Here is an 18,735-nt window from a genome sequence, read left to right as displayed (position 1 = left end):
CTAGCTGCTACGCAGCATCCATTCACTAACGGCGACTCGTTCCGCGGCGCACTCCGATCACACACAGCGCCGCAAAGATGGCGCCCCACACTGCCAGGTTGCACACCATCTGCCAGAGCTCATAGTGCACGGGCGAACCGTCGTTCCCGTCAAAATAGACACCCTGATCGAGCGGATACGCCGACAAGCGCACCACTCCCCAAACCGGAGTGAACACCGACAACTGCAGCAAAAATCCGCTCAGCGGCACAAAAGCGTTGCCGAGAAACATCAGGATGACGACAATACCGCTGGCAGCGCCCACCGCAGCTTCACTGCGCAGCAGCAACCCGAAAGCGAGACCGTACAGCGCGAACACCATCGCGCCCACCAGCAATAGGCCGGCGGTTGCTGCCCACACCCAGCCGTCCATCTTCGCGCCAACAATTACGCCGGCGATGTACACGGCAGTGATGGCCAAAATCGCGTAGCTCAGCGCAACGATCACCTTGCTGGTGATATAGCCTGCGTTCGAAAACGGGGTTAGCCCCAATTGACGCCCCCACCCCTGCTGCAACTCAACCGCTGCCGATCCGGCAAGCGATGTGGTGGCGGTGATCGCAGCATACGCACCCATCGACACCATGATGCTCGCGGTGATATTACCGCGACCGCTTTCAAGCGTCGTGCTCGAAAAATCCGACATGGTGCCAAAAATGATGAACATCGCCACCGGCAACACGATCACAAAAAACAGGTTGGTAAACATCCGCAAATTGCGGCGCAAATCAAACCCGATATAGCGCAGGTTCAGCACGCGACGCGGCGTTTCGGTGGTCATGATTGCTCCCTGTCGTCGTGGGCGGTGAGCTGTTCAAAGGCCTCGTCGAGGCTGGCCGCACGAATCTCAATATCGCTCGCGGCAGTGTTGGTGAGCAGATAGCGTGCCGCAGCATCCGCATCATCACATTTGAGTTCGATGCGCTGCGGGTCGAGGCGCACAGCCCGCTGCACCCCGGGCACCGCCTGTAATTCCGCCTCGGTAGCGCCATCAAGCCGGGCGGTGAGCGATTTACCACCGGCCAGCTCGCGAATCTCGCCAACCGCACCGTCGGCGACGAGCCTGCCATCGGCAATCAGCACAATGCGTTCGGCGAAGTCTTCGGCCTCTTTCAAATAGTGTGTGGCGAAGATGATGGTGCGGCCACGATGCGCTTCTGCCCGCATCGCATCCCAAAATTCACCGCGCGCATTAACGTCCATCCCCGCGGTTGGTTCGTCGAGCACCAACAGGTCGGGGTTGGGCAGCAGCGCCAATGCAAAACGCAACCGCTGCTGCTCACCGCCCGAGCATTTTGACACTTTGCGGCCGGCGATCTTTTCGATCCCCGCCCGACGCAGTGCCTCATCCACCCCGATGGTTTCGGCATACAGCGCGCCGATCATCTGCACCGTCTCTTTGACGCTCAGATCGGGCAGCAGCGCGCCGGTTTGCAACACCGCAGCTATCCTCCCCTGCTGCACGATCCCGTCGGGGGTTTCGCCGAGCACGCGCACCTCGCCAGAATCGGGCTGCGTGAGTCCCAACACAATATCGAGCGTGGTGGTTTTACCGGCACCGTTCGGCCCCAAAAAAGCCACAATTTCGCCACTCGGAACGGTCAGTGACAGCTCGTCCACTGCGCGGAACCGGCCACCGCCGGGTTTTCGAAACGACTTGACCAGGTTGGTAATTTGCAGCGCTGGCGGATGATGGCCGGCGCTACCTCTTGGGCTCGCAGGACGTGCTGTGTCGCTCATAGTGCAATCGTGCACAGTGAGTGTAAACAGCGGCTGGACGAGCCACTACGAACGCCACAATGACTGTTTCAGGTGGATGACCGCCCGCAGCACCCGGATGCGCGCGGCAGCTAGCGCTGGCCGCGAAATTTTCGGCGCAGCTCGGCCATCTGGGCGGCGTCACCGGCATCGGGCGCGACAATCACCGTCTGGTACGCATCCACCTGTTCGGGCGCACCGGCCTCCGACTCGGCGACAGCACCGTCGGCAACCTGGGCGGCGAGGTCGAGATCAACCCGCAGCGCCGCCCGCGGATCGACGTTCCGTTTGAGCAGCGCCAGCGCAATCGGCCCCTCGTCGTAGTGCAGCACCGTGCTCGTGACGCGTCCAACGGGCTTGTCGCCGTCACGCACGAGCGCACCGGGGGCTGGGAGCCGGCCGTCCATCCCATCTAGATCGAGAAACGCCAGGCGCCGCGGCGGATGCCCGAGGTTGTGCACCTTGGCGACCGTCTCTTGCCCGCGATAGCAGCCCTTGTTGAGGTGCACGGCGCTGCGAAGCAGGTCGAGTTCATGCGGCAGCGCCCGCTCATCAACTTCACGCGCGAACCGCGGGCGCCACGCGGCAACTCGCAGCGCTTCGAGCGCGAGCATTCCGGCCATCGTCAGCTCACCCGCACGCGCTGCCGCCAGCAGCCGATCGCGATCCTCGGCCGACACGATCGTGAACCGCATCCGGTATCGCGTGCCCGGGTGCTCGTCGGGTGCGATCGCGGCGTACTGCGTGCCTCCCGCGGCGATGCCGGTCCAGGGGTCGTCCCACACCACCGCATCCGAAATACCATCAAGCAAATTCATCCCGCCCATCGATGCGAACACAAACCGTTCGCTGGATAGATCGGTAACTTCCACCTGTTTCATGAACCGCATCCGGTTAAGAAACTCAGCCAGCGGTGCCGCACCATCGTGCTCTGTAATCAGCCAGGTGCACTCGCCATCATCCGCAAACGCGAATTGATGTTCGATGCGCCCCTGGGGCGAGAGGATGAGCGACTCACCATGCCCGCCAACCGTCAGCACTTGCGTACAAAGCGAAGTCAACCAGTCGGCCCGGTCAGGGCCCGCCACGCGCACAACCCCGAGGTGGCTCGCGTCCACAGCAGCGGCGCCGCGCGCCAACGCCCGCTGTTCACGCAGCGGTTCGCCGTAGTGCGCGGCCACTCCCGCATCGGGCACCACACCTTCAACAGCTCCGGGAAGCCGCAAAAACGGGCTATTGCTCACGCTGACACCCGCGTCAGCTGCGCCGAGGCGTGGGTTGCGAGTTCGCCGCCGAGAGCGGCAATATCCCACGCCCAAAACATCCGCCCCTGCACCAGGCCGTACATGCGGGTGGCCGAGCGGTACTCCTCGCTGCCGGATGAACGCACAACACCCTCGGTTGCCAGATCAACGCGCGGCCCGCGAATCATGCCGTAGTAAAGCTCACTCACGCCGGTGGGATGCGCGAGTGTCACCTCAAGGTTGAAACCGTTTTGGTCGTTGCGCAACTCTTCGACTGCATCAGCATTCGGGTACGAGGTTCTATCGCTCGGCGGGAGCATCCCCGGCCCCACGTCGCCGGCATCGCGCGGGCGAGCCAGGCGCCAAAAACCCATTTCGCTGGTCAGCGGCAACAGCCCGTCAAGCTCATCGGATGCGGCAGGGGTGACGGACGGACCCTTGGGCATGAGCGCATCCATGCCTTCGGGGAGGAACGGTTTTTCGGTTCCTTCAGCGGCGCCATTTTCGGCGCCGGGTTCGCTGGTTTCGCCAGCGTCGCTGGATCCGTCCGGCAACAGCCACGAACGCGAACGGTATTCGAGGAACGGCTGGCCGTTGTGGGTGAACTCGACGCGCTGGTGGAACGGATGCATCCGCAGCTTGCCGTCGACCTCGTACTCGACCATGCCCTCGCCCTCCCAGGTGCCGATGAGCCAGGTCAGCGGCACAAGTTCGGGTGGCAGATCAGTGGGAATATCAAACATCGCTCATCCCAGAAATCTCATTCTGCACGCCGCAGTGCTCCGTCGCGCGTGTCGTGTGCGCGGTGAGCAAGCGGCGTGAAAGCCGGCAGTGGTGCCTAGCTCTGCCCCTTGAACAGGCCGCGGATCACGGCAATCGAAACGCCAACGATGCCCACCATTACGGCACCGAGCAGGCCCATGAACAGAATCTCGAAGAACATCGCTGCATCCATGCCTTCAGTCTAGCCGATGCCATGCCGCACCCTCCGCGCCATTCCCGACCTGCATCCCCTGCGCCTGCCTGCATCTGCCCGCCTCCGCCTACAGACGCCTGCAGCTGTCTGCCCCTGCCCACATCTGCCTGCATCTGCCTACCTCTGCCCACAGGCGCCTGCAGCTGTCTGCTTCACATGCGAATTTTGTTTCCTGGCTGCAATTTGCGCCGGAGAATTGTTTCCTGACTGCAGTTTTTTGCGGAGAATTGTTTCCTGGCTGCACAATGCGGCGATTTGGCAGAAAAACACCGTTATCTCCGGGTTTTGCAGCCAAAATTCTGATGTCAGGAAACAAAATTCTGAGGCCAGGAAACAAAAATCTGCAGTACCCGGGCAAGGCAGCTGGGCCGGGCAAGGCAGCTGGGCTGGGCAGCTGGCCGGGACAGGCAGCTGGCCGGGACAGGCAGCGCGAGCAGGGATGCAGTGCAGCTGGCTAGGTCGGGCAGCGAGCAGGGATGCAGTGCAGCTGGCCGGGACACTCGGCCAGGGCTGGGCTGACCAGCAGTGCAGCTAGCGAGCTGTCACGAATCCGGATGCGCCAGTAAGCACAAACACCAGCGAGGCCAGCGCCAGAATAACCGCCGCACCGGCCAAACTCAGCGACATGCGGTGGATGAAGCCGGCCGGCTTGGCGACGATCAGCTGCAGCAGCGCCGACACAAGCACCAGCATCAGCATCGCGATTGAAACCCAGGCAAGCTGACGGTCACGCCCCGCGAGCACCCCAATGAGAATCGCCGCGAGCAGCGCGAGCGCCCACGCAATCCCCACGGATGCGCGTTCACGTTTGGTCAGCGGGCCAGTATCCATACCGCAATTGTGCCGCACCGCCATGACCCACAACACCTAGCATGTTCACACCACCATCATTTCGATGCGAAGGAGCAGCAACGTGGCGCAGCATTCCGGGCAGCAGTTCACCATTGCAATAGCCGGCGAGGCTGCCGAACTGACCGCCGAGATCCAGCAGCTCACCCGCACGGCAACCGAGACCGACGGCCTCCCGCCCTTCAACGAAGAAACCCTCCTCAATCTCGCGCAGCGGCAGGCAGTTACCGCACGGGATGCATCCGGTTCGCTACTTGGCGTGGCCCTGTTTCACGTCGATACCGCGGCCCACGCCGAAGAGGCGATTATGGCCGAGCTGGTCGTGCATCCCAATGCCCGACGCCGCCGAGTCGGCACCGCCCTCGCCCGCGAACTCACGTCCCTACTCACCACCCACGCGACACCGCAGCTACAGGTGTGGGCGCACGGCAGCCTGCCCGGATCTCGCGAACTCGCCGCCTCGCTCGGCGCCACCGCCACTCGCGAGCTCTATGTTCTGGCGCTGCCGCTGCACGCTCCCCTACCGCAGCCAGAACTTCCGGCTGGGATGCAAATTCGCGCTTTCGATGCTGACCGGGATGCTCGCGCCTGGGTTGCGTTGAACGCCAAAATTTTTGCGGCGCATCCCGAACAAGGACGGCTGCAGCTGGCGGATCTTGAGGCTCGGATGCGGCAGCCCTGGTTCAATTCGGAAGATTTTTTGGTGCTCACCTCCGACGATGAGCTTGCCGGTTATTGCTGGTGCAAAATCAACGGTGACGAATACGAAATCTATGTGGTCGGTGTCGCCCCGAACCTTGCCGGCCAGGGGCTCGGTCGCGCGCTCATGAACGCCGGGCTCAACCGCCTCCTCGAGCGCGGCGCCAAGCGCGCCATTCTTTATGTCGACGGCAGCAACACCCCGGCCATGTCGCTTTATCGCCGGCTCGGGTTTGTCACTGAGCGTCTGGATGTTCAGTATTTCCTCGACCGAACTACAGTTGAGACAAGCAGCGCCACGAACTGAAAGGACGCGCGGAATGACCCCGGCCGCAGACCGCCTCGAAGACCTCGGACTCGACCGCTACGTAGATCGCGAACTCAGCTGGCTGGCGTTCAACCAGCGCGTCCTCGAACTCGGTGAAGACCACAGCGTGCCGCTGCTTGAACGAGCAAATTTTTTGGCGATTTTCCCGTCCAACCTTGACGAATGGTTCATGGTGCGAGTCGCCGGGTTGAAGCGGCGCATCGACCTGGGGCTTGCGGTGCCGACCCCCGCCGGTGTGCCGCCCGCCGCCGAACTCGCACAGATTCGCGCCCTGGCGCACGAACTGCAGCAGCGTCACGCGCGCGTTTGGCGTGACGATCTCGAACCAAAACTCGCTGCCGAAGGCATCCGCATCCTGCAGTGGCATGACGTGGATGAATCGAGCCGCAAACACCTCCACAGCGTGTTCACCACCGAAATTTTCCCGGTGCTGATGCCGCTGGCAGTCGACCCGGCGCATCCCTTCCCCTATATTTCTGGCCTCTCACTCAACCTGTCGGTGCGGGTCCGCAATCCGCAAACCGGCCGAGTCGAGTTCGCTCGCCTCAAGGTGCCGCCGGTGCTCCCCCGCCTCTACCCGCTGCGCGCACCAGACGGGCAGCACTGGTTCATCCTGCTCGAAGATCTCATCGCGCAGCATCTCGACGAGCTGTTCCCGGGAATGGAGGTCATCGATTTCCACGCTTTCCGCATCACCCGTAACGAAGACGTCAATATCGAAGAGGACGAAACCGAAGACCTGCTGCAAGCGCTCGAACAAGAGCTGCTGCGCCGCCGATTCGGCCCGCCCATCCGCCTCGAGGTTTCGGACGATATGGATGCCGAGACGCTCTCTCTGCTGAAGGATGAGCTCGACATCACCGACACCGAGGTCACGGTGCTACCCGGGCCGCTGGATCTGACGGCACTGTTTGCACTGTCGGGCATTAAGCGCCCCGAGTTGAAGTTCGCCACACATGTGCCGGTCACCGCTCCCGAGTTTCGCCCCAGTGAGGGTGCCGACCCCACCGATCTATTCAGCGCGATTGCTGAACGGGATGTGCTGGTACAGCACCCGTACGAATCGTTCTCAACCAGCGTGCAAGCGTTCATTTCGCAGGCCGCCAGCGACCCGAACGTGCTTGCTATTAAGCAAACGCTGTACCGCACCTCGGGCGACTCACCGATCATCGCGTCACTAATCAAAGCCGCCGAAGCCGGCAAACAGGTGCTCGCGCTGGTTGAAATTAAGGCGCGCTTTGACGAACAGAACAATATCGTGTGGGCACGCAAGCTCGAAAAGGCCGGGGTGCATGTGGTCTACGGGCTGGTCGGCCTCAAAACCCACTGCAAGCTGCTCCAGGTCATTCGCCGCGAAGACGGACAGCTGCGCATCTACAACCACGTCGGCACCGGTAACTATCACCCGAAGACCTCCCGCATCTACGAAGACATGGGTCTGTTCACCTGCGCACCCGAAGTGTCAACCGATGTCACGCGCCTGTTTAACCAGCTTTCGGGTTATGCCATCGAACGCGATTTCACCCGACTGCTGGTTGCGCCGCTGCATCTTCGCAAAGGTTTGCTCGATCTCATCGAGGGCGAGCGGCGGGCTGCGCTCGCAGGGAAACCGAGCCGGGTGCGCATCAAGGTCAATTCGATGATCGATGAAGAAATTATCGACGCGCTCTATGCGGCCAGTCGTGCCGGAGTTACGGTTGAGGTGTTCGTGCGCGGTATTTGCGGCTTGCGCCCCGGTGTGCCAAATATGAGCGAGACGATGAAAGTGCGCTCGGTGGTGGGCCGATATCTCGAGCACTCGCGCGTGTTTTCGTTCTTGAACGGCGGTGACGAGCAGGTGTACATCGGTTCGGCCGACATGATGCACCGCAACCTCGACCGCCGCATCGAAGCGCTCGTGCTACTCACCGAGCCCGAACACGTGCAGCGCTGTCAGCGCATGTTCGATCTGGTCATGTCGGGCGAGGTGGCCAGCTGGCATCTTGATTCGGATGCGAACTGGCACCGAGTTGCGCACGGTGACGATGGCCAGCCGCTTGCCGAGCTGCACGATGTCATCATGAACGACTACGTGCGGCGGGCTCGTCCGCAAGCAATCCGCTAACCCCTGACCCAGAAGAACCCCTGAGCCAGAAGAACCCCTGAGCCAGAAGAACCCCTGAGCCAGAAAGGCAACTATGCAGCCCGCAACCAGCAGTCGCGATCAAACCGTCTACGCCGCCGGATCGGTGTTGTGGCGGTTCGATGGCAAAAAGCTACGAGTGCTGGTCATTCACCGCAATCGCCACAATGACTACTCATTGGCAAAGGGCAAGGTTGACCCTGGCGAGTCGCTGGCGCAAACGGCAGCGCGTGAAATTTGGGAAGAAACCGGTTACCGGGTCGATCTGGGTGCACCGCTGGGCATCATCGACTACACGCTGCCCAGTGGGCGCCCGAAAGAGGTGCATTACTGGTCGAGCGAGGTCAGCGACGAACAGTTCACGAAGCACAAGTTCAAGCCCAATAGTGAGGTTGACCGGCTCGAGTGGCTCTCGGTGAAAAAAGCGAAGCAGGTGCTCAGTTACGACCGAGATAAAGAGTTACTGCAATTGCTGGCCGAGCGCTACGAGCGAGGTATTGCCAGCACGTTCCCGATCGTACTGCTGCGTCACGCCACGGCCATTCCGGCGGCACAGTGGCCCGGACACGACGAAACCCGCCCGCTCACCTCACGAGGCTTGGAACAATCGCAGCACATTATTCCGATCCTGCGCGCGTTTGGCCCGCAACGCATCCTGACTTCGACTGCGGCCCGCTGCCGCGAGACGGTCGCGCCGCTGGCGGATGCGCTGGGAATCTTTCCCGAAAGCCACGCCTCGCTTTCGCAAAACACGTCGTCGGGCGATGCGGGACTGACCGAGGTGTTGGCGGAAGTGCTCGAGCGGCGCGAGCCCGTGGTGTTGTGCAGTCATTCTCCGGTCATGCCCGAGGTGCTCACCGTGCTCGCCGAGGCCACCAATACCCGGCTGAGCGGACTGTCGCGTCAGGCAATGCTGTCGACAGCCGAGTGCTCGGTGCTGCACGTACCGGCTGGCGATGTGCGTCTCGGGATTGTGGCGGCCGAAACGCACGGTCCGGTGATTTAGGCGGCAGACTCGCTCGTATTTGGTTCAGAACGAACATCACCGCCTGAATGAATGCCGTTCACCAAGCGTTTACCTTCAGCATGATGTCGCGTAACTCGCAGCGCATACTTTCACTTCGAACCCCGTTCTGGTTCCACAAACCCCATCTATGGAGGAAACTCAATGAAGCTTTCGCGCGTAGGCACTTCTGTTGCCTTCTCGGCAATTGCCGCTCTCGCTCTCGCTGGTTGCGCCGGCGGCGGTTCGGATGCAGGCGAGACCGCTGCTGCTACCGGCAATGAGGGCGGCGCATCGTCGTCACTTTCGGGCAGCCTCGGCGCCACTGGCGCTAGCTCTCAAAGCACCGCTCAGACCGAGGCTTGGGTTCCCGGCTTCCAGTCGGAGAACAACGGCGTGACCGTCGACTACACCTCGACCGGCTCGGGCACCGGCCGCGACAACTTCGTCGCCGGCACCTCGGACTTCATCGGTTCTGACCGTGCTTTCAAGACCGAAGAGATCGAGGAAGGCAAGTTCGGCAGCTGCGCCGAGGGTTCGGCCCTGGTCGAGTTCCCCGCCTACATCTCGCCCATCGCTATCGGCTACAACCTTCCCGAGGTTGAAGAGCTGAACCTCGACGGTGAGACCCTCTCGAACATCTTCGCCGGCAAGGTCACCAAGTGGAACGACCCGGCAATCGCCAAGCTGAACGAGGGCGTCGAGCTTCCCGACACCGCCATCAACGCTGTGCACCGCGCCGACGAGTCGGGCACCACCGGTAACTTCCTCAAGTACCTCGAAGCTGCTGCTCCCGAGGCTTGGACCTACGGCACCGAAGACGCCTTCCCGAGCGACCTCGGCGGCGAAGCTGCCGACAAGACCGGTGGTGTAGCGCAGGCCATCGCCGCTGGTGAGGGTTCGATCGGTTACCTCGATGCTTCGGCCGCAACTGAGCTGCAGACCGCCAAGGTCAAGTCGGGCGAAGACTTCGTTGCCTACACCCCCGAGGCTGCTGCCGCCGTTGTGGCTGGCTCGCCGAAGGCTGAGGGCCGCGAAGCGACCGACGTGGTCTACGACCTCGACTACACCGGCGTTGAGGGTGCTTACCCGATCGTTCTCGTGTCGTACCTCATCGGCTGCCAGGAGTACGCCGACTCGGCCAAGGCTGAGCTCGTGAAGGCCTACTTCAACTACGTGATCACCCCCGAGGCTCAGGATGCAGCCGCTGGCGTTGCCGGCAACGCTCCGATCTCGGACGAGATCCGCAGCGAGGCACAGGCTGCCATCGACACCATCAAGTAGTCATCTGCTACTTGAAGACGTTGAACTGATACGTCAAGAACAGTGATGTTGCCCGGCACTCCCCAAATCGGGGTGCCGGGCATCATCCGTTACCAAACTCCCCTTTGCAACCCACCAATTTTAGGAAGGCAAGCAGATGACGAGCGCTGATACTGCTCAGGCTCCGCAGGTATCTCGCCCTGCGACCGTCCGCCGCGCGGGCGACACCATCTTCCAAACTATTTCGACCACGTCGGGTGCGCTCATCCTCGCAATTCTGGCAGCGGTCTTCGTGTTCCTGCTCGCCCAGGGTGCACCAGCCCTCGTCGAACCGCTCGGATCTCGAGCCCCTGACAACTACCGACAGGCTGCAGGCGGTTTCTGGCAGTATGTTGCGCCGCTTGCCTTCGGCACCATCTGGGCGTCGCTGCTCGCAATGCTGCTCGCGCTCCCGGTAGGTATTGGTGTGGCGCTGTTCATCAGCCACTTCGGGCCGCGCCGTTTCGCCGGACCGTTCGGGTTTATCGTCGACATGCTTGCCGCGGTGCCATCGGTTGTGTTCGGTCTGTGGGGCATCATCGTACTCGCCCCCATCGCCGGCCCGCTCTACAAGTGGCTTAACGAATACATGGCATGGTTCCCGCTGTTTAGCGGCAACATCGTACCCTCGGGCCGTAACCTCATGACCGCCGCAATCGTGCTCGCGATCATGATCCTGCCGATCATCACCTCGCTCTCACGAGAAATTTTTAAACAAACCCCGCGTCTGCACGAAGAAGCCTCGCTCGCACTCGGCGCCACCCGCTGGGAGATGTGCAAGCAGGCAGTGTTCCCCTACGCCAGCTCTGGTGTGTTTGCATCCGGCATTCTCGCGCTCGGCCGCGCACTCGGTGAGACCATGGCCGTCGCCATGGTGCTCTCGGGTACCGGCGCCGTGAGCTTCCAGGTGCTCACCGCACAGAACCCCACGACCATCGCGGCATCGATTGCGCAAAACTTCCCCGAGGCGCACGGTATGAACAGCAACACCCTGATCGCTAGCGGTCTGGTGCTGTTCGCCATCACCCTCGCGGTGAACTCGATCGGTCGCTTCATCATCGCTCGAAACAACAAGTAGGAGATGCCAAACGTGACCACTGCAACTTCTGCAACCAAACACACGGGCAAGAAAAAAGTAAACTCGCTCGCTGCCGGGCGACTCAAGGATTCGGTCGCGCCGCTGCTACTGGTTGCCGCCTTCGTTGTTTCGGGCATTATTTTTGGCCTGATGTGGATGACCTCCGGTGACGAGTTCTCGAAGGTCAACGAACGCACCGGCCAGCTCACCGTGAACTTCAACTGGGGCGGTTGGATGGCCCTCGCCGCAGTGCTCTACCTGGTGGCGATCTACTGGGTTAGCCGCACCGTTGAGGGTGCCCGGCAGGCTAAAAACCGACTGGTTTCGGGCCTGCTGCTCACCGCCTTCATCCTGGCAATGATCCCGCTGCTGTCACTCGTGTTCTCGCTCATTGTCCGCGGTGTTCCCGGTCTCGGTCTCGAACACTTCTTCACCAGCGACGCTTCGCGCCCCGGCCAAAAGGGTGCGCTGCACGCCATCGTCGGCACCCTCTGGATCACGCTGCTGACGACACTCATCTCGGTGCCGATCGGTATTTTCACCGCGATCTACCTCGTTGAATACGGCAAGGGAAACATCCTCTCGCGCGCCATCAACTTCTTCGTGGACGTGATGACCGGTGTTCCGTCGATCGTTGCCGGTCTGTTCGCCTACGCCCTTTTCCTGCTTATCGTGCAGCAATCGGGCGGCGACCTCACCAACATCCGCTCTGGTTTCGTCGGTGCGATCGCGCTCATGGTGCTGATGATTCCCACCGTGGTGCGTTCATCCCAGGAGATGATCCGCCTGGTGCCACCCGATCTGCGTGAGGCTTCATACGCGCTCGGTGTACCAAAGTGGCGCACCATCGTGCGCGTCGTGCTGCCCACCTGCCTCGCGGGTCTGGTTACCGGTGTGCTGCTGGCTATCGCCCGCGTCATCGGTGAAACCGCGCCGCTGCTGGTGGCCGCCGGCTTCTCGATCAACATGAACACCAACCCGTTGCAGGGCATCATGACCTCACTGCCGGTGTTCGTCTACAACCAGCACGGTGGTTCGTTCCAGCTCATCGGTAACGCGAAGCACGAGGCCGAGATGCTCGCCTGGGGTGGCGCGTTCATCCTGCTGGTCATCGTGATCGTGCTGAACCTCATCGGCCGCGTTATCTCGCACTACTTCTCGCCCAAGGGCAACCGCTAACCGCGTGGCGGAACAACGTTAGAAAAGGAATTTCAATGGCTAAGCGCATCGAAATCAAAGACCTCGACATCTACTACGACAAGTTCAAGGCCGTTGAAGGCGTGAACATGACTATTGAGCCGAAGAGCGTTACCGCGTTCATCGGCCCCTCGGGTTGCGGTAAGTCGACCGTGCTCCGTTCGATCAACCGCATGCACGAGGTCATCCCCAAGGCCTGGGTTGACGGCGAGATCTTGCTCGACGGTGACAACCTCTACGGCCACGGCGTCGACCCGGTGATTGTGCGTCGCCACATCGGCATGGTGTTCCAGCGCGCCAACCCGTTCCCCACCATGTCGATTCGTGAAAACGTGCTCGCCGGTGTGAAGCTCAACAACAAGCGCATCTCGAAAGCCGATGCCGAAGAGCTCGTTGAGACTTCGCTGCGCGGCGCAAACCTCTGGGAAGAGGTGAAAGACCGTCTCGACGCTCCCGGTGCGGGCCTTTCTGGTGGTCAGCAGCAGCGTCTGTGCATCGCGCGCGCGATCGCGGTGAAGCCCGATGTGCTGCTCATGGACGAGCCCTGCTCGGCCCTCGACCCGATCTCGACGCTCGCGATTGAAGACCTCATCCACGAGCTCAAGGCCGACTACACCATCGTCATCGTGACCCACAACATGCAGCAGGCAACCCGTGTGAGCGACCGCACCGGCTTTTTCAACATTGCCGGTACCGGTAAGCCGGGCAAGCTCATCGAGTTTGATGACACCCGCACGATCTTCGAAAACCCCTCGAACCAGCAGACCCAGGACTACGTGACCGGCCGTTTCGGTTAAGTCTTTTTTCGGGTCAAACTGGCCTCGCCATCTTCGGATGCGCGAGGCCAGTTGTTTTTCTCCGCATCCAATCGGTGCCGGCTGAAGTATGAACGGGATGCGGGTGGCTACCGACGCGTGCCGGCAATAAAAATACCGGGCCGCAGAACGCCTCTCGGCGGAAGGCCGCTCACAGCGGCAAAAATTGGAGCCCGGGGTTACTGCGGCCCGGCGGGTCACCACGATACCGATATTTGAGTCGACTTACCAGTGGTGTTTTGTAAGCCGCGCTAGTCGAGCTTGCCCTGACGCTGCAGGGAGGCGGCAGCAGCCAAATCACGGCCGTACTCCAGGTAGCGGGCACCGCGGATCGCGGCTGCTTCAGCAAGTTTTTGCGGTTCGCTGGTGAGCCCATCCCCCGCATCAATATCGTCGGCGAAGGCTCCAAAACCGAGCGACATGACCATGCAGAAGGATGCGGCCCGGTCGAGTGCGTTTGCGAAGTCGCCGGTGAATGCGCCGCACAAAATTTCGTCGGTCAGTTCGCGTATTTCTGCCGGCCCGGTGGGTTCTGGTGCACCGGCAACCAGCGTGTGAATTGAGCGGTCTCGCGCCACTCCCCTGCGAAACGCAATGGCCGCGCTGTCGGTGTCGCGAGATACCGCTGCGTGCACGAGATAAAGCCGCCACAGCGCACCGGGCAGCGTGCGCGGCGCCGATTTGGCCCACAGTTCGGCCAGGTCAGACACACCGTGCTCGGCGGTATAGCGTACCGTGCGCTTGACCACACTCGGATCATCACTGCCGTGTACCCGGTGCAGGAGGGCACGGGCGGTTTCGTGTGCCACACGGCTGATGGCCGCCGGATCGTCACCGCCGATGTAGTGGTCGAATGCCTCGATTGGCATCCGCACTGGTCGATGATGTCGTTCCACAGGGCTCGCTTCCTTGCATCCGGTATTTTGCGGTCGCGCCGGCGTAGACGTGCGCGGCGATACCCCTAGGCTAGACGTCATGAGCCTGTCAGTTCACGACGCTAACAGCGAACCCACCGAACCGCTTGTCGATTCGCACCAGCAGCAGACGGCGCCGGGAGCCACCGTGAAGCGGGTGACCGCCGCGGTGCTGGCATTGATCATGCTGGTTTCGCTGCTTCTGCCCTGGTGGCAAACGCAATTTGATTTCCGGGATGCGGTGGGCGGCCCGCTGCATGGCTGGCAGCTCATCCAGATTGGTTTTGGGGCTGGCCACGCCGATGTGTCGGGGCTGTCGGCAATCGGCCGGGTGGCGCTGGGGCTGGTACCGACGCTGCCGCTGATTGTGTTGGCGCTGATGCTGGTGGTGCGGGCCGTGCGGCCGCACGCCATTACCGCGCCGACGATCGCGATTTGGGCGGTGCTCGAGCTGCTAGCAATCGGCTGGCTGCAGGTGCTGGGATGGGCGCAGCTCAATCGGTATCTGGGTGTGCACCCGGCGCTGTTCGGCACGCTGATTGCAGCGATGGCGTGCCTGTTTGCACTGATTGCCTTTTTGAACTGGTGGCGGCTCGGCGAACGCGATCATTTTGCGGTGCAGGGGCCCGAGCAATCGGATGCGGTGGCCTCGCTTGGTGCGGATGAGCTCGTTACCGAGTTGACCGATGGTGCGGATGCAGAGGAGGCTGCCGAAGACCGCGCTGCGGACTCTGATGATGGCGAGGATGTGCAAGGACGGGCAAAATCACGTTAGACTGCTCGTTGGGCCTATAGCTCAGTTGGCAGAGCAGTGGACTTTTAATCCATGGGTCGCGGGTTCGAGCCCCGCTGGGCCCACTTTTCTCTACCCGCCGACTTCCGCATGATTGCAACGAAGTCGGCGGTTTGCGTTTGGTCATAGAATCGCTTTTGGCCACATTTTGGCCACATTTCCTCGCAGCTCACCATGCCGGAAACGTGAAAAAGCGCCCCTGCCCGCCAAGCCAAAACGGCTCGGCAGAACAGGGGCACTAACGCTTTCCTACTCATCACCGGGGTTGCGGACGTTCACGCCCGCGAGCGCTGACGAACCAACCGCCAGCACCGCCGCGACCACGGTCAGGATCGCCTGACCCACGTCATCAGCTACCAGGCCAAGCAGCACCAGCAGCGGCACCACCGCCGAGGCGATGCCGTACAGCCACTTCCGCACCTGCACACTCGGCACCAGCGTGCCCTCAGCTCCGTGCTTTCCCATCACTCCCCTCCTTCCTCCCGTAGCTTGTCGACCAGCCGATCAACCATCGCGACCTCGGCCGGGTCCGCTCCCGCTTCCACTGCGAGGATCTTCATCTGTGCATACGCCTCACCCAACACGAGTCGCTTGCGCCACTCACGGTCACGCTCCGCTTTCGCGCTTCGCACCGTCACCTGCTCTCGATGCTCACGCCCGGTCAGCTGACGGCCCAGCCCCTTAAACCCAGCGATAATCGATCCAATTACACCGGTTGTGGCAAGTACCGTCACCAAGGCCGTCAGATCCCAATCAGCCACGACGGCCCCTTTCTATCGCGGATCACGATTCCAATACCGGATATCCCAGTGGCGCACCGCGAGCGCGAGAATGAACGCGACCACGAACCCGAACTGGGTCATCCGGTTGCCGTCCTCGATGATCTGGTTCGCGACAATGGTGGCGCCGTAGATCGCGGCTCCGTGACCGCACAGCAGAATCGCCATCCGCTCGACCACCCAAAACCGTGTGAGCGTCGACCATGCCCCCAGCCCGCCACCAGCGGTGAGCATGAGCCCCCACGTCAGAGTGAGTGCGTGGCCAAGCTGCCATTCCACCGACCTGGGCGGCATGATGACTGCCACCAGCCCGGCCATCAAAATGCTGGCGTAGATCAGCGACCACATCACCCGACGAGTGCGCGGTTCTTCTACCAGGTGCCAAAGCTTCTTCACTATTTCCACAGCACCGCTCCTAGCTCGAGAGACGACGCACAAAGCCCGCCCATGACTGGTGACCAAGCACACCGTCAATCGGGCCTCGGTACCCACCCGCCCGTGCGTACCGCTGCATCGCTCTCGCGGTATTGCGACCTGGGATGCCGTCAATCGGCCCCGTGTAGGAGTCGCGGTCACGGACCGTGATCTGGATACCCCGCCACGTTTGCTGGCCGGGGATGCCGTCGACGGGACCGTGATACCGGCCGAGTTTTCGCAGCCATGACTGGATCACTCGCCACTGGTCCCGGCTGGCCGTGGCGCCGATACCGAACGCGTCAGCCTGCCACGACCTTGGCTGCGAAGGAGTTTTTGATGTCGGTGCTTTTGTGGCAGCGTTGGCACCTGCGTATTTTCGAGCGCGCGCAATCAGCTCGCTCTTACGTCGCTGCAGGTCGCCCGGGCACGCGGTCGGATAGCTCGCACCGTACCGCGTATAGAGCTCCTGATGCGTAATGATGTGCGTGTCATCAATCGGGAATCGATACCGCGTCGCGACATCGGCGATCAATTTCGCGAGATTGTCAAACGTGCGTTCCGAGACGGTCCAGCCGTTGGCGCTGTTGTTGATTGTCTCGACGGTGATTGCGCGCCCATCCCAGTACGACGAAGCGCTCGTCCACGCGCGACGGTCTTCGTCCACCACGCACACGATGCGGTCACCGACGACATAATTCGCTGAAACTTCCCGAGTGGCGCGCACCATCATGTCGACCACGCCACTCAGCGAGGTCGAGGCTGCATGGTGAACGATGAACCGATCAACCTTCTGGCCACCACGGGCACTTGACTGCCCGGACAGTCGTATCTGATTCGTGAGTTTGGAATGCGTCATCCTGCTCTCCTTTGGAAAATGGAGAAGCACCACCCAGAAAATTGGATGGTGCTTCTCCTGCAATCGTTAGAAATTGTCAACTAGTCCGATTAGCATGTGCCGCATGCCCAGACTTGTCAGTCGCGCTACAGTCGCGACAGTTGTCACGTTTTTAGCGGCGAGCACACTCACCGCTTGCAGCTCGGACGCAGAGCATGACTCGGCACCATATACGGGAACTCCAGCACCCGACCCCACCCTGGCCACACCTGCAAAGAGGTTGCCACAGGCAGAAATTGAGGCCGCGCTCGCGGACTGCAAGGATCAATGGATCAGTCGTAGGCTCGGCATGGGCACGTATGAGTTTTGGAGTGACAACTTCGACCACGTGTATTTCGTGGATTCACCGTCAACAGAACTCGTTAACGGCACATGGGTGATCACCCTTCCGCCGAACCGGGCAGCAGACAACTCACTTCCGTTCGAGTGTTCCTGGGACGGGACCACCGCGATTGACCTCGCTGGCCCGTCGCAGACCTAGTTATACCTTTGAAAGCTTGTACTCAAAGTACTTCCAGACTTTTCCTGGGTCGGTACCCATTGCAGGGTAACTTGGACTAGCGTGACGATCAATCCACTGCGCGTCTACCCACTGGCCCGCGTCTTCGGCCCCTTGATATGCATACCTGATGACGCCAATGACCGTATTCTTGCCAACTGCACCATCGATTGGGCCGCTGTAGTAATTTCCAGCAGCAATCGACTTCTGAATCCCCTTAATCGTGTTTGGACCCCACGCCCCATCAATGGGTCCCGAGTACCTGCCCAGCCTTCTGAGATGAAATTGCACCAAAGCGCAGAGCCGTTGACCCGGTTCTGACCATTTGAAATTCAGCCCCCAGGTGCCGCTACCACGAGCTGACGGCTCAATCACATATTCGTAAGCCATTTCGTTTACCTTTCTTTTTCCAAGCCCCACGTTTGTGGGACGGTAAATAGCCGTCACTGAACAGTGACGGCAAACCATTCCGGTCGCTTACCGGTCGAGTCGTTTCGTAGCGCTCGTCAGCTCCCCAGCCGCGAGCCGATCCCACACCCGCACGTCTTCCTGCCCGAGCGTCCACAACGCGACCCCAGCAACCCCATAATCCAAGCGGGCACGGTCGCGCCAATACACGATCGTTTCGGCGTCCGACCAATACACGATGTACGCGCCATCCCTATCCACCAGCATCACCCGACCGACCCACACGTCATGCTCGACCGAGACCACCTCAATCTCAGTCGACACATCAGGTTTCACCGGCGCGTCTTGCCAATGGTCATACATCCAGTCCAGCGAAATCGAACGTCGATCCGTCCTCGTTTCCGGCTCGTCCACGTCCTCAACCGGGCGGAACCGCCCGTGACCATCCCACGTGATCCCCTCACGCTGAAACCGCCCCAGCAACCGCTCCTGACTGAAGTGCCCCAGGTTTTGTTCCGTTTGAGTAGATGGGAAAATCTGGAACATGCCTAGAAAATTTGATCAGGATGCTAAGGACCGTGTGGTCCGCCTCGTGGAAGATCGCATCCTGGCGGAGAACA

20 protein-coding genes and 1 tRNA gene are annotated in these 18,735 nt (G+C 61.3%); 9 read left to right on the top strand and 12 right to left on the bottom strand.

Annotated features, from left to right (window positions below; all coding sequences use genetic code 11):
• Positions 1-25 precede the first annotated feature (25 nt).
• The 5 genes from PV375_RS05730 to PV375_RS05710 all read right to left on the bottom strand — a co-directional run bounded on the left by PV375_RS05730 (position 26) and on the right by PV375_RS05710 (position 4,848).
• Positions 26-820, bottom strand: a complete 795-nt coding sequence (locus PV375_RS05730) for an ABC transporter permease (protein WP_201518151.1) — start codon at positions 818-820, stop codon at positions 26-28.
• Positions 817-1,779, bottom strand: coding sequence for an ABC transporter ATP-binding protein (locus PV375_RS05725; protein ID WP_332106517.1), 963 nt, complete (start codon positions 1,777-1,779; stop codon positions 817-819). The genes PV375_RS05730 and PV375_RS05725 overlap by 4 nt, the downstream gene beginning before the upstream one ends.
• A gap of 110 nt (positions 1,780-1,889) precedes the next feature.
• The gene (gene ygfZ, locus PV375_RS05720; RefSeq protein ID WP_332106516.1) at positions 1,890-3,041 is read right to left on the bottom strand and encodes a CAF17-like 4Fe-4S cluster assembly/insertion protein YgfZ; all 1,152 of its coding nucleotides are present in this window, start codon (positions 3,039-3,041) and stop codon (positions 1,890-1,892) included.
• On the bottom strand, positions 3,038-3,784 hold the full coding sequence (locus tag PV375_RS05715) for an FABP family protein (protein ID WP_332106515.1): 747 nt from the start codon (positions 3,782-3,784) through the stop codon (positions 3,038-3,040). Before PV375_RS05715 ends, ygfZ begins: the two co-directional genes overlap by 4 nt.
• A 764-nt stretch (positions 3,785-4,548) precedes the next feature.
• Positions 4,549-4,848 (bottom strand): hypothetical protein, encoded by a 300-nt coding sequence (locus PV375_RS05710; protein WP_332106514.1) that lies wholly within the window; start codon positions 4,846-4,848, stop codon positions 4,549-4,551.
• 82 nt (positions 4,849-4,930) lie between these two features.
• On the opposite strand from PV375_RS05710, the gene mshD reads away from it, so the two are divergent.
• From mshD to pstB, 7 genes are all read left to right on the top strand, one after another.
• Positions 4,931-5,872, top strand: coding sequence for a mycothiol synthase (gene mshD, locus PV375_RS05705; RefSeq protein WP_332106513.1), 942 nt, complete (start codon positions 4,931-4,933; stop codon positions 5,870-5,872).
• Between the two features lie 13 nt (positions 5,873-5,885).
• Positions 5,886-7,997, top strand: coding sequence for an RNA degradosome polyphosphate kinase (locus PV375_RS05700; protein ID WP_332106512.1), 2,112 nt, complete (start codon positions 5,886-5,888; stop codon positions 7,995-7,997).
• Positions 7,998-8,070: 73 nt separating this feature from the next.
• Positions 8,071-9,021, top strand: coding sequence for an NUDIX hydrolase (locus tag PV375_RS05695; protein ID WP_332106511.1), 951 nt, complete (start codon positions 8,071-8,073; stop codon positions 9,019-9,021).
• A 162-nt stretch (positions 9,022-9,183) separates the two neighbouring features.
• Positions 9,184-10,302, top strand: a complete 1,119-nt coding sequence (gene pstS, locus PV375_RS05690) for a phosphate ABC transporter substrate-binding protein PstS (protein WP_332106510.1) — start codon at positions 9,184-9,186, stop codon at positions 10,300-10,302.
• A 136-nt stretch (positions 10,303-10,438) separates the two neighbouring features.
• Positions 10,439-11,398 (top strand): phosphate ABC transporter permease subunit PstC, encoded by a 960-nt coding sequence (gene pstC / locus PV375_RS05685; protein ID WP_332106509.1) that lies wholly within the window; start codon positions 10,439-10,441, stop codon positions 11,396-11,398.
• 3 nt (positions 11,399-11,401) lie between these two features.
• The gene (gene pstA / locus PV375_RS05680; RefSeq protein ID WP_442903935.1) at positions 11,402-12,577 is read left to right on the top strand and encodes a phosphate ABC transporter permease PstA; all 1,176 of its coding nucleotides are present in this window, start codon (positions 11,402-11,404) and stop codon (positions 12,575-12,577) included.
• A gap of 35 nt (positions 12,578-12,612) precedes the next feature.
• Positions 12,613-13,392: a phosphate ABC transporter ATP-binding protein PstB gene (pstB, locus tag PV375_RS05675; protein ID WP_332106507.1), complete on the top strand. Its 780-nt coding sequence runs from the start codon at positions 12,613-12,615 to the stop codon at positions 13,390-13,392.
• 269 nt (positions 13,393-13,661) lie between these two features.
• Here pstB and PV375_RS05670 read toward each other — a convergent pair whose 3' ends face one another.
• Positions 13,662-14,306, bottom strand: a complete 645-nt coding sequence (locus PV375_RS05670; protein ID WP_332106506.1) for a DNA-directed RNA polymerase subunit beta — start codon at positions 14,304-14,306, stop codon at positions 13,662-13,664.
• Positions 14,307-14,385: 79 nt separating this feature from the next.
• Between PV375_RS05670 and PV375_RS05665 the strand changes: the two genes are divergently transcribed.
• Positions 14,386-15,099 (top strand): hypothetical protein, encoded by a 714-nt coding sequence (locus tag PV375_RS05665; RefSeq protein ID WP_332106505.1) that lies wholly within the window; start codon positions 14,386-14,388, stop codon positions 15,097-15,099.
• A gap of 10 nt (positions 15,100-15,109) precedes the next feature.
• Positions 15,110-15,182, top strand: a tRNA-Lys gene (locus PV375_RS05660).
• Positions 15,183-15,366: 184 nt separating this feature from the next.
• Here the strand turns inward: PV375_RS05660 and PV375_RS05655 are convergent.
• The 6 genes from PV375_RS05655 to PV375_RS05630 all read right to left on the bottom strand — a co-directional run bounded on the left by PV375_RS05655 (position 15,367) and on the right by PV375_RS05630 (position 18,661).
• On the bottom strand, positions 15,367-15,582 hold the full coding sequence (locus PV375_RS05655) for a phage holin (protein ID WP_332106504.1): 216 nt from the start codon (positions 15,580-15,582) through the stop codon (positions 15,367-15,369).
• On the bottom strand, positions 15,582-15,878 hold the full coding sequence (locus PV375_RS05650) for a hypothetical protein (protein ID WP_332106503.1): 297 nt from the start codon (positions 15,876-15,878) through the stop codon (positions 15,582-15,584). The genes PV375_RS05655 and PV375_RS05650 overlap by 1 nt, the downstream gene beginning before the upstream one ends.
• A gap of 12 nt (positions 15,879-15,890) precedes the next feature.
• The gene (locus PV375_RS05645; RefSeq protein ID WP_332106502.1) at positions 15,891-16,301 is read right to left on the bottom strand and encodes a hypothetical protein; all 411 of its coding nucleotides are present in this window, start codon (positions 16,299-16,301) and stop codon (positions 15,891-15,893) included.
• A 10-nt stretch (positions 16,302-16,311) separates the two neighbouring features.
• On the bottom strand, positions 16,312-17,169 hold the full coding sequence (locus PV375_RS05640) for an N-acetylmuramoyl-L-alanine amidase (protein WP_332106501.1): 858 nt from the start codon (positions 17,167-17,169) through the stop codon (positions 16,312-16,314).
• 520 nt (positions 17,170-17,689) lie between these two features.
• On the bottom strand, positions 17,690-18,097 hold the full coding sequence (locus PV375_RS05635; RefSeq protein WP_332106500.1) for a hypothetical protein: 408 nt from the start codon (positions 18,095-18,097) through the stop codon (positions 17,690-17,692).
• Positions 18,098-18,184: 87 nt separating this feature from the next.
• Positions 18,185-18,661: a hypothetical protein gene (locus PV375_RS05630; RefSeq protein WP_332106499.1), complete on the bottom strand. Its 477-nt coding sequence runs from the start codon at positions 18,659-18,661 to the stop codon at positions 18,185-18,187.
• Positions 18,662-18,735 lie beyond the last annotated feature (74 nt).

Source organism: Gulosibacter sp. GYB002 (assembly GCF_036577665.1).
In the GTDB taxonomy this organism is placed as follows: domain Bacteria; phylum Actinomycetota; class Actinomycetes; order Actinomycetales; family Microbacteriaceae; genus Gulosibacter; species Gulosibacter hominis.
The sequence above is the reverse complement of the archived record's forward strand: the minus strand, read 5'-3'. Positions and strand labels throughout refer to the sequence as shown.

Excerpts from the sequence above, each read along its gene's own strand:
- PV375_RS05695 (WP_332106511.1), top strand. The coding sequence starts at position 8,071 with ATGCAGCCCGCAACCAGCAGTCGCGATCAAACCGTCTACGCCGCCGGA.
- PV375_RS05715 (WP_332106515.1), bottom strand. The coding sequence starts at position 3,784 with ATGTTTGATATTCCCACTGATCTGCCACCCGAACTTGTGCCGCTGACC.
- PV375_RS05700 (WP_332106512.1), top strand. The coding sequence starts at position 5,886 with ATGACCCCGGCCGCAGACCGCCTCGAAGACCTCGGACTCGACCGCTAC.
- PV375_RS05730 (WP_201518151.1), bottom strand. The coding sequence starts at position 820 with ATGACCACCGAAACGCCGCGTCGCGTGCTGAACCTGCGCTATATCGGG.
- pstS (WP_332106510.1), top strand. The coding sequence starts at position 9,184 with ATGAAGCTTTCGCGCGTAGGCACTTCTGTTGCCTTCTCGGCAATTGCC.
- pstB (WP_332106507.1), top strand. The coding sequence starts at position 12,613 with ATGGCTAAGCGCATCGAAATCAAAGACCTCGACATCTACTACGACAAG.
- PV375_RS05655 (WP_332106504.1), bottom strand. The coding sequence starts at position 15,582 with ATGGGAAAGCACGGAGCTGAGGGCACGCTGGTGCCGAGTGTGCAGGTG.
- PV375_RS05665 (WP_332106505.1), top strand. The coding sequence starts at position 14,386 with ATGAGCCTGTCAGTTCACGACGCTAACAGCGAACCCACCGAACCGCTT.
- PV375_RS05725 (WP_332106517.1), bottom strand. The coding sequence starts at position 1,779 with ATGAGCGACACAGCACGTCCTGCGAGCCCAAGAGGTAGCGCCGGCCAT.
- PV375_RS05630 (WP_332106499.1), bottom strand. The coding sequence starts at position 18,661 with ATGTTCCAGATTTTCCCATCTACTCAAACGGAACAAAACCTGGGGCAC.
- pstC (WP_332106509.1), top strand. The coding sequence starts at position 10,439 with ATGACGAGCGCTGATACTGCTCAGGCTCCGCAGGTATCTCGCCCTGCG.
- PV375_RS05635 (WP_332106500.1), bottom strand. The coding sequence starts at position 18,097 with ATGGCTTACGAATATGTGATTGAGCCGTCAGCTCGTGGTAGCGGCACC.
- PV375_RS05640 (WP_332106501.1), bottom strand. The coding sequence starts at position 17,169 with ATGACGCATTCCAAACTCACGAATCAGATACGACTGTCCGGGCAGTCA.
- pstA (WP_442903935.1), top strand. The coding sequence starts at position 11,402 with ATGCCAAACGTGACCACTGCAACTTCTGCAACCAAACACACGGGCAAG.
- PV375_RS05710 (WP_332106514.1), bottom strand. The coding sequence starts at position 4,848 with ATGGATACTGGCCCGCTGACCAAACGTGAACGCGCATCCGTGGGGATT.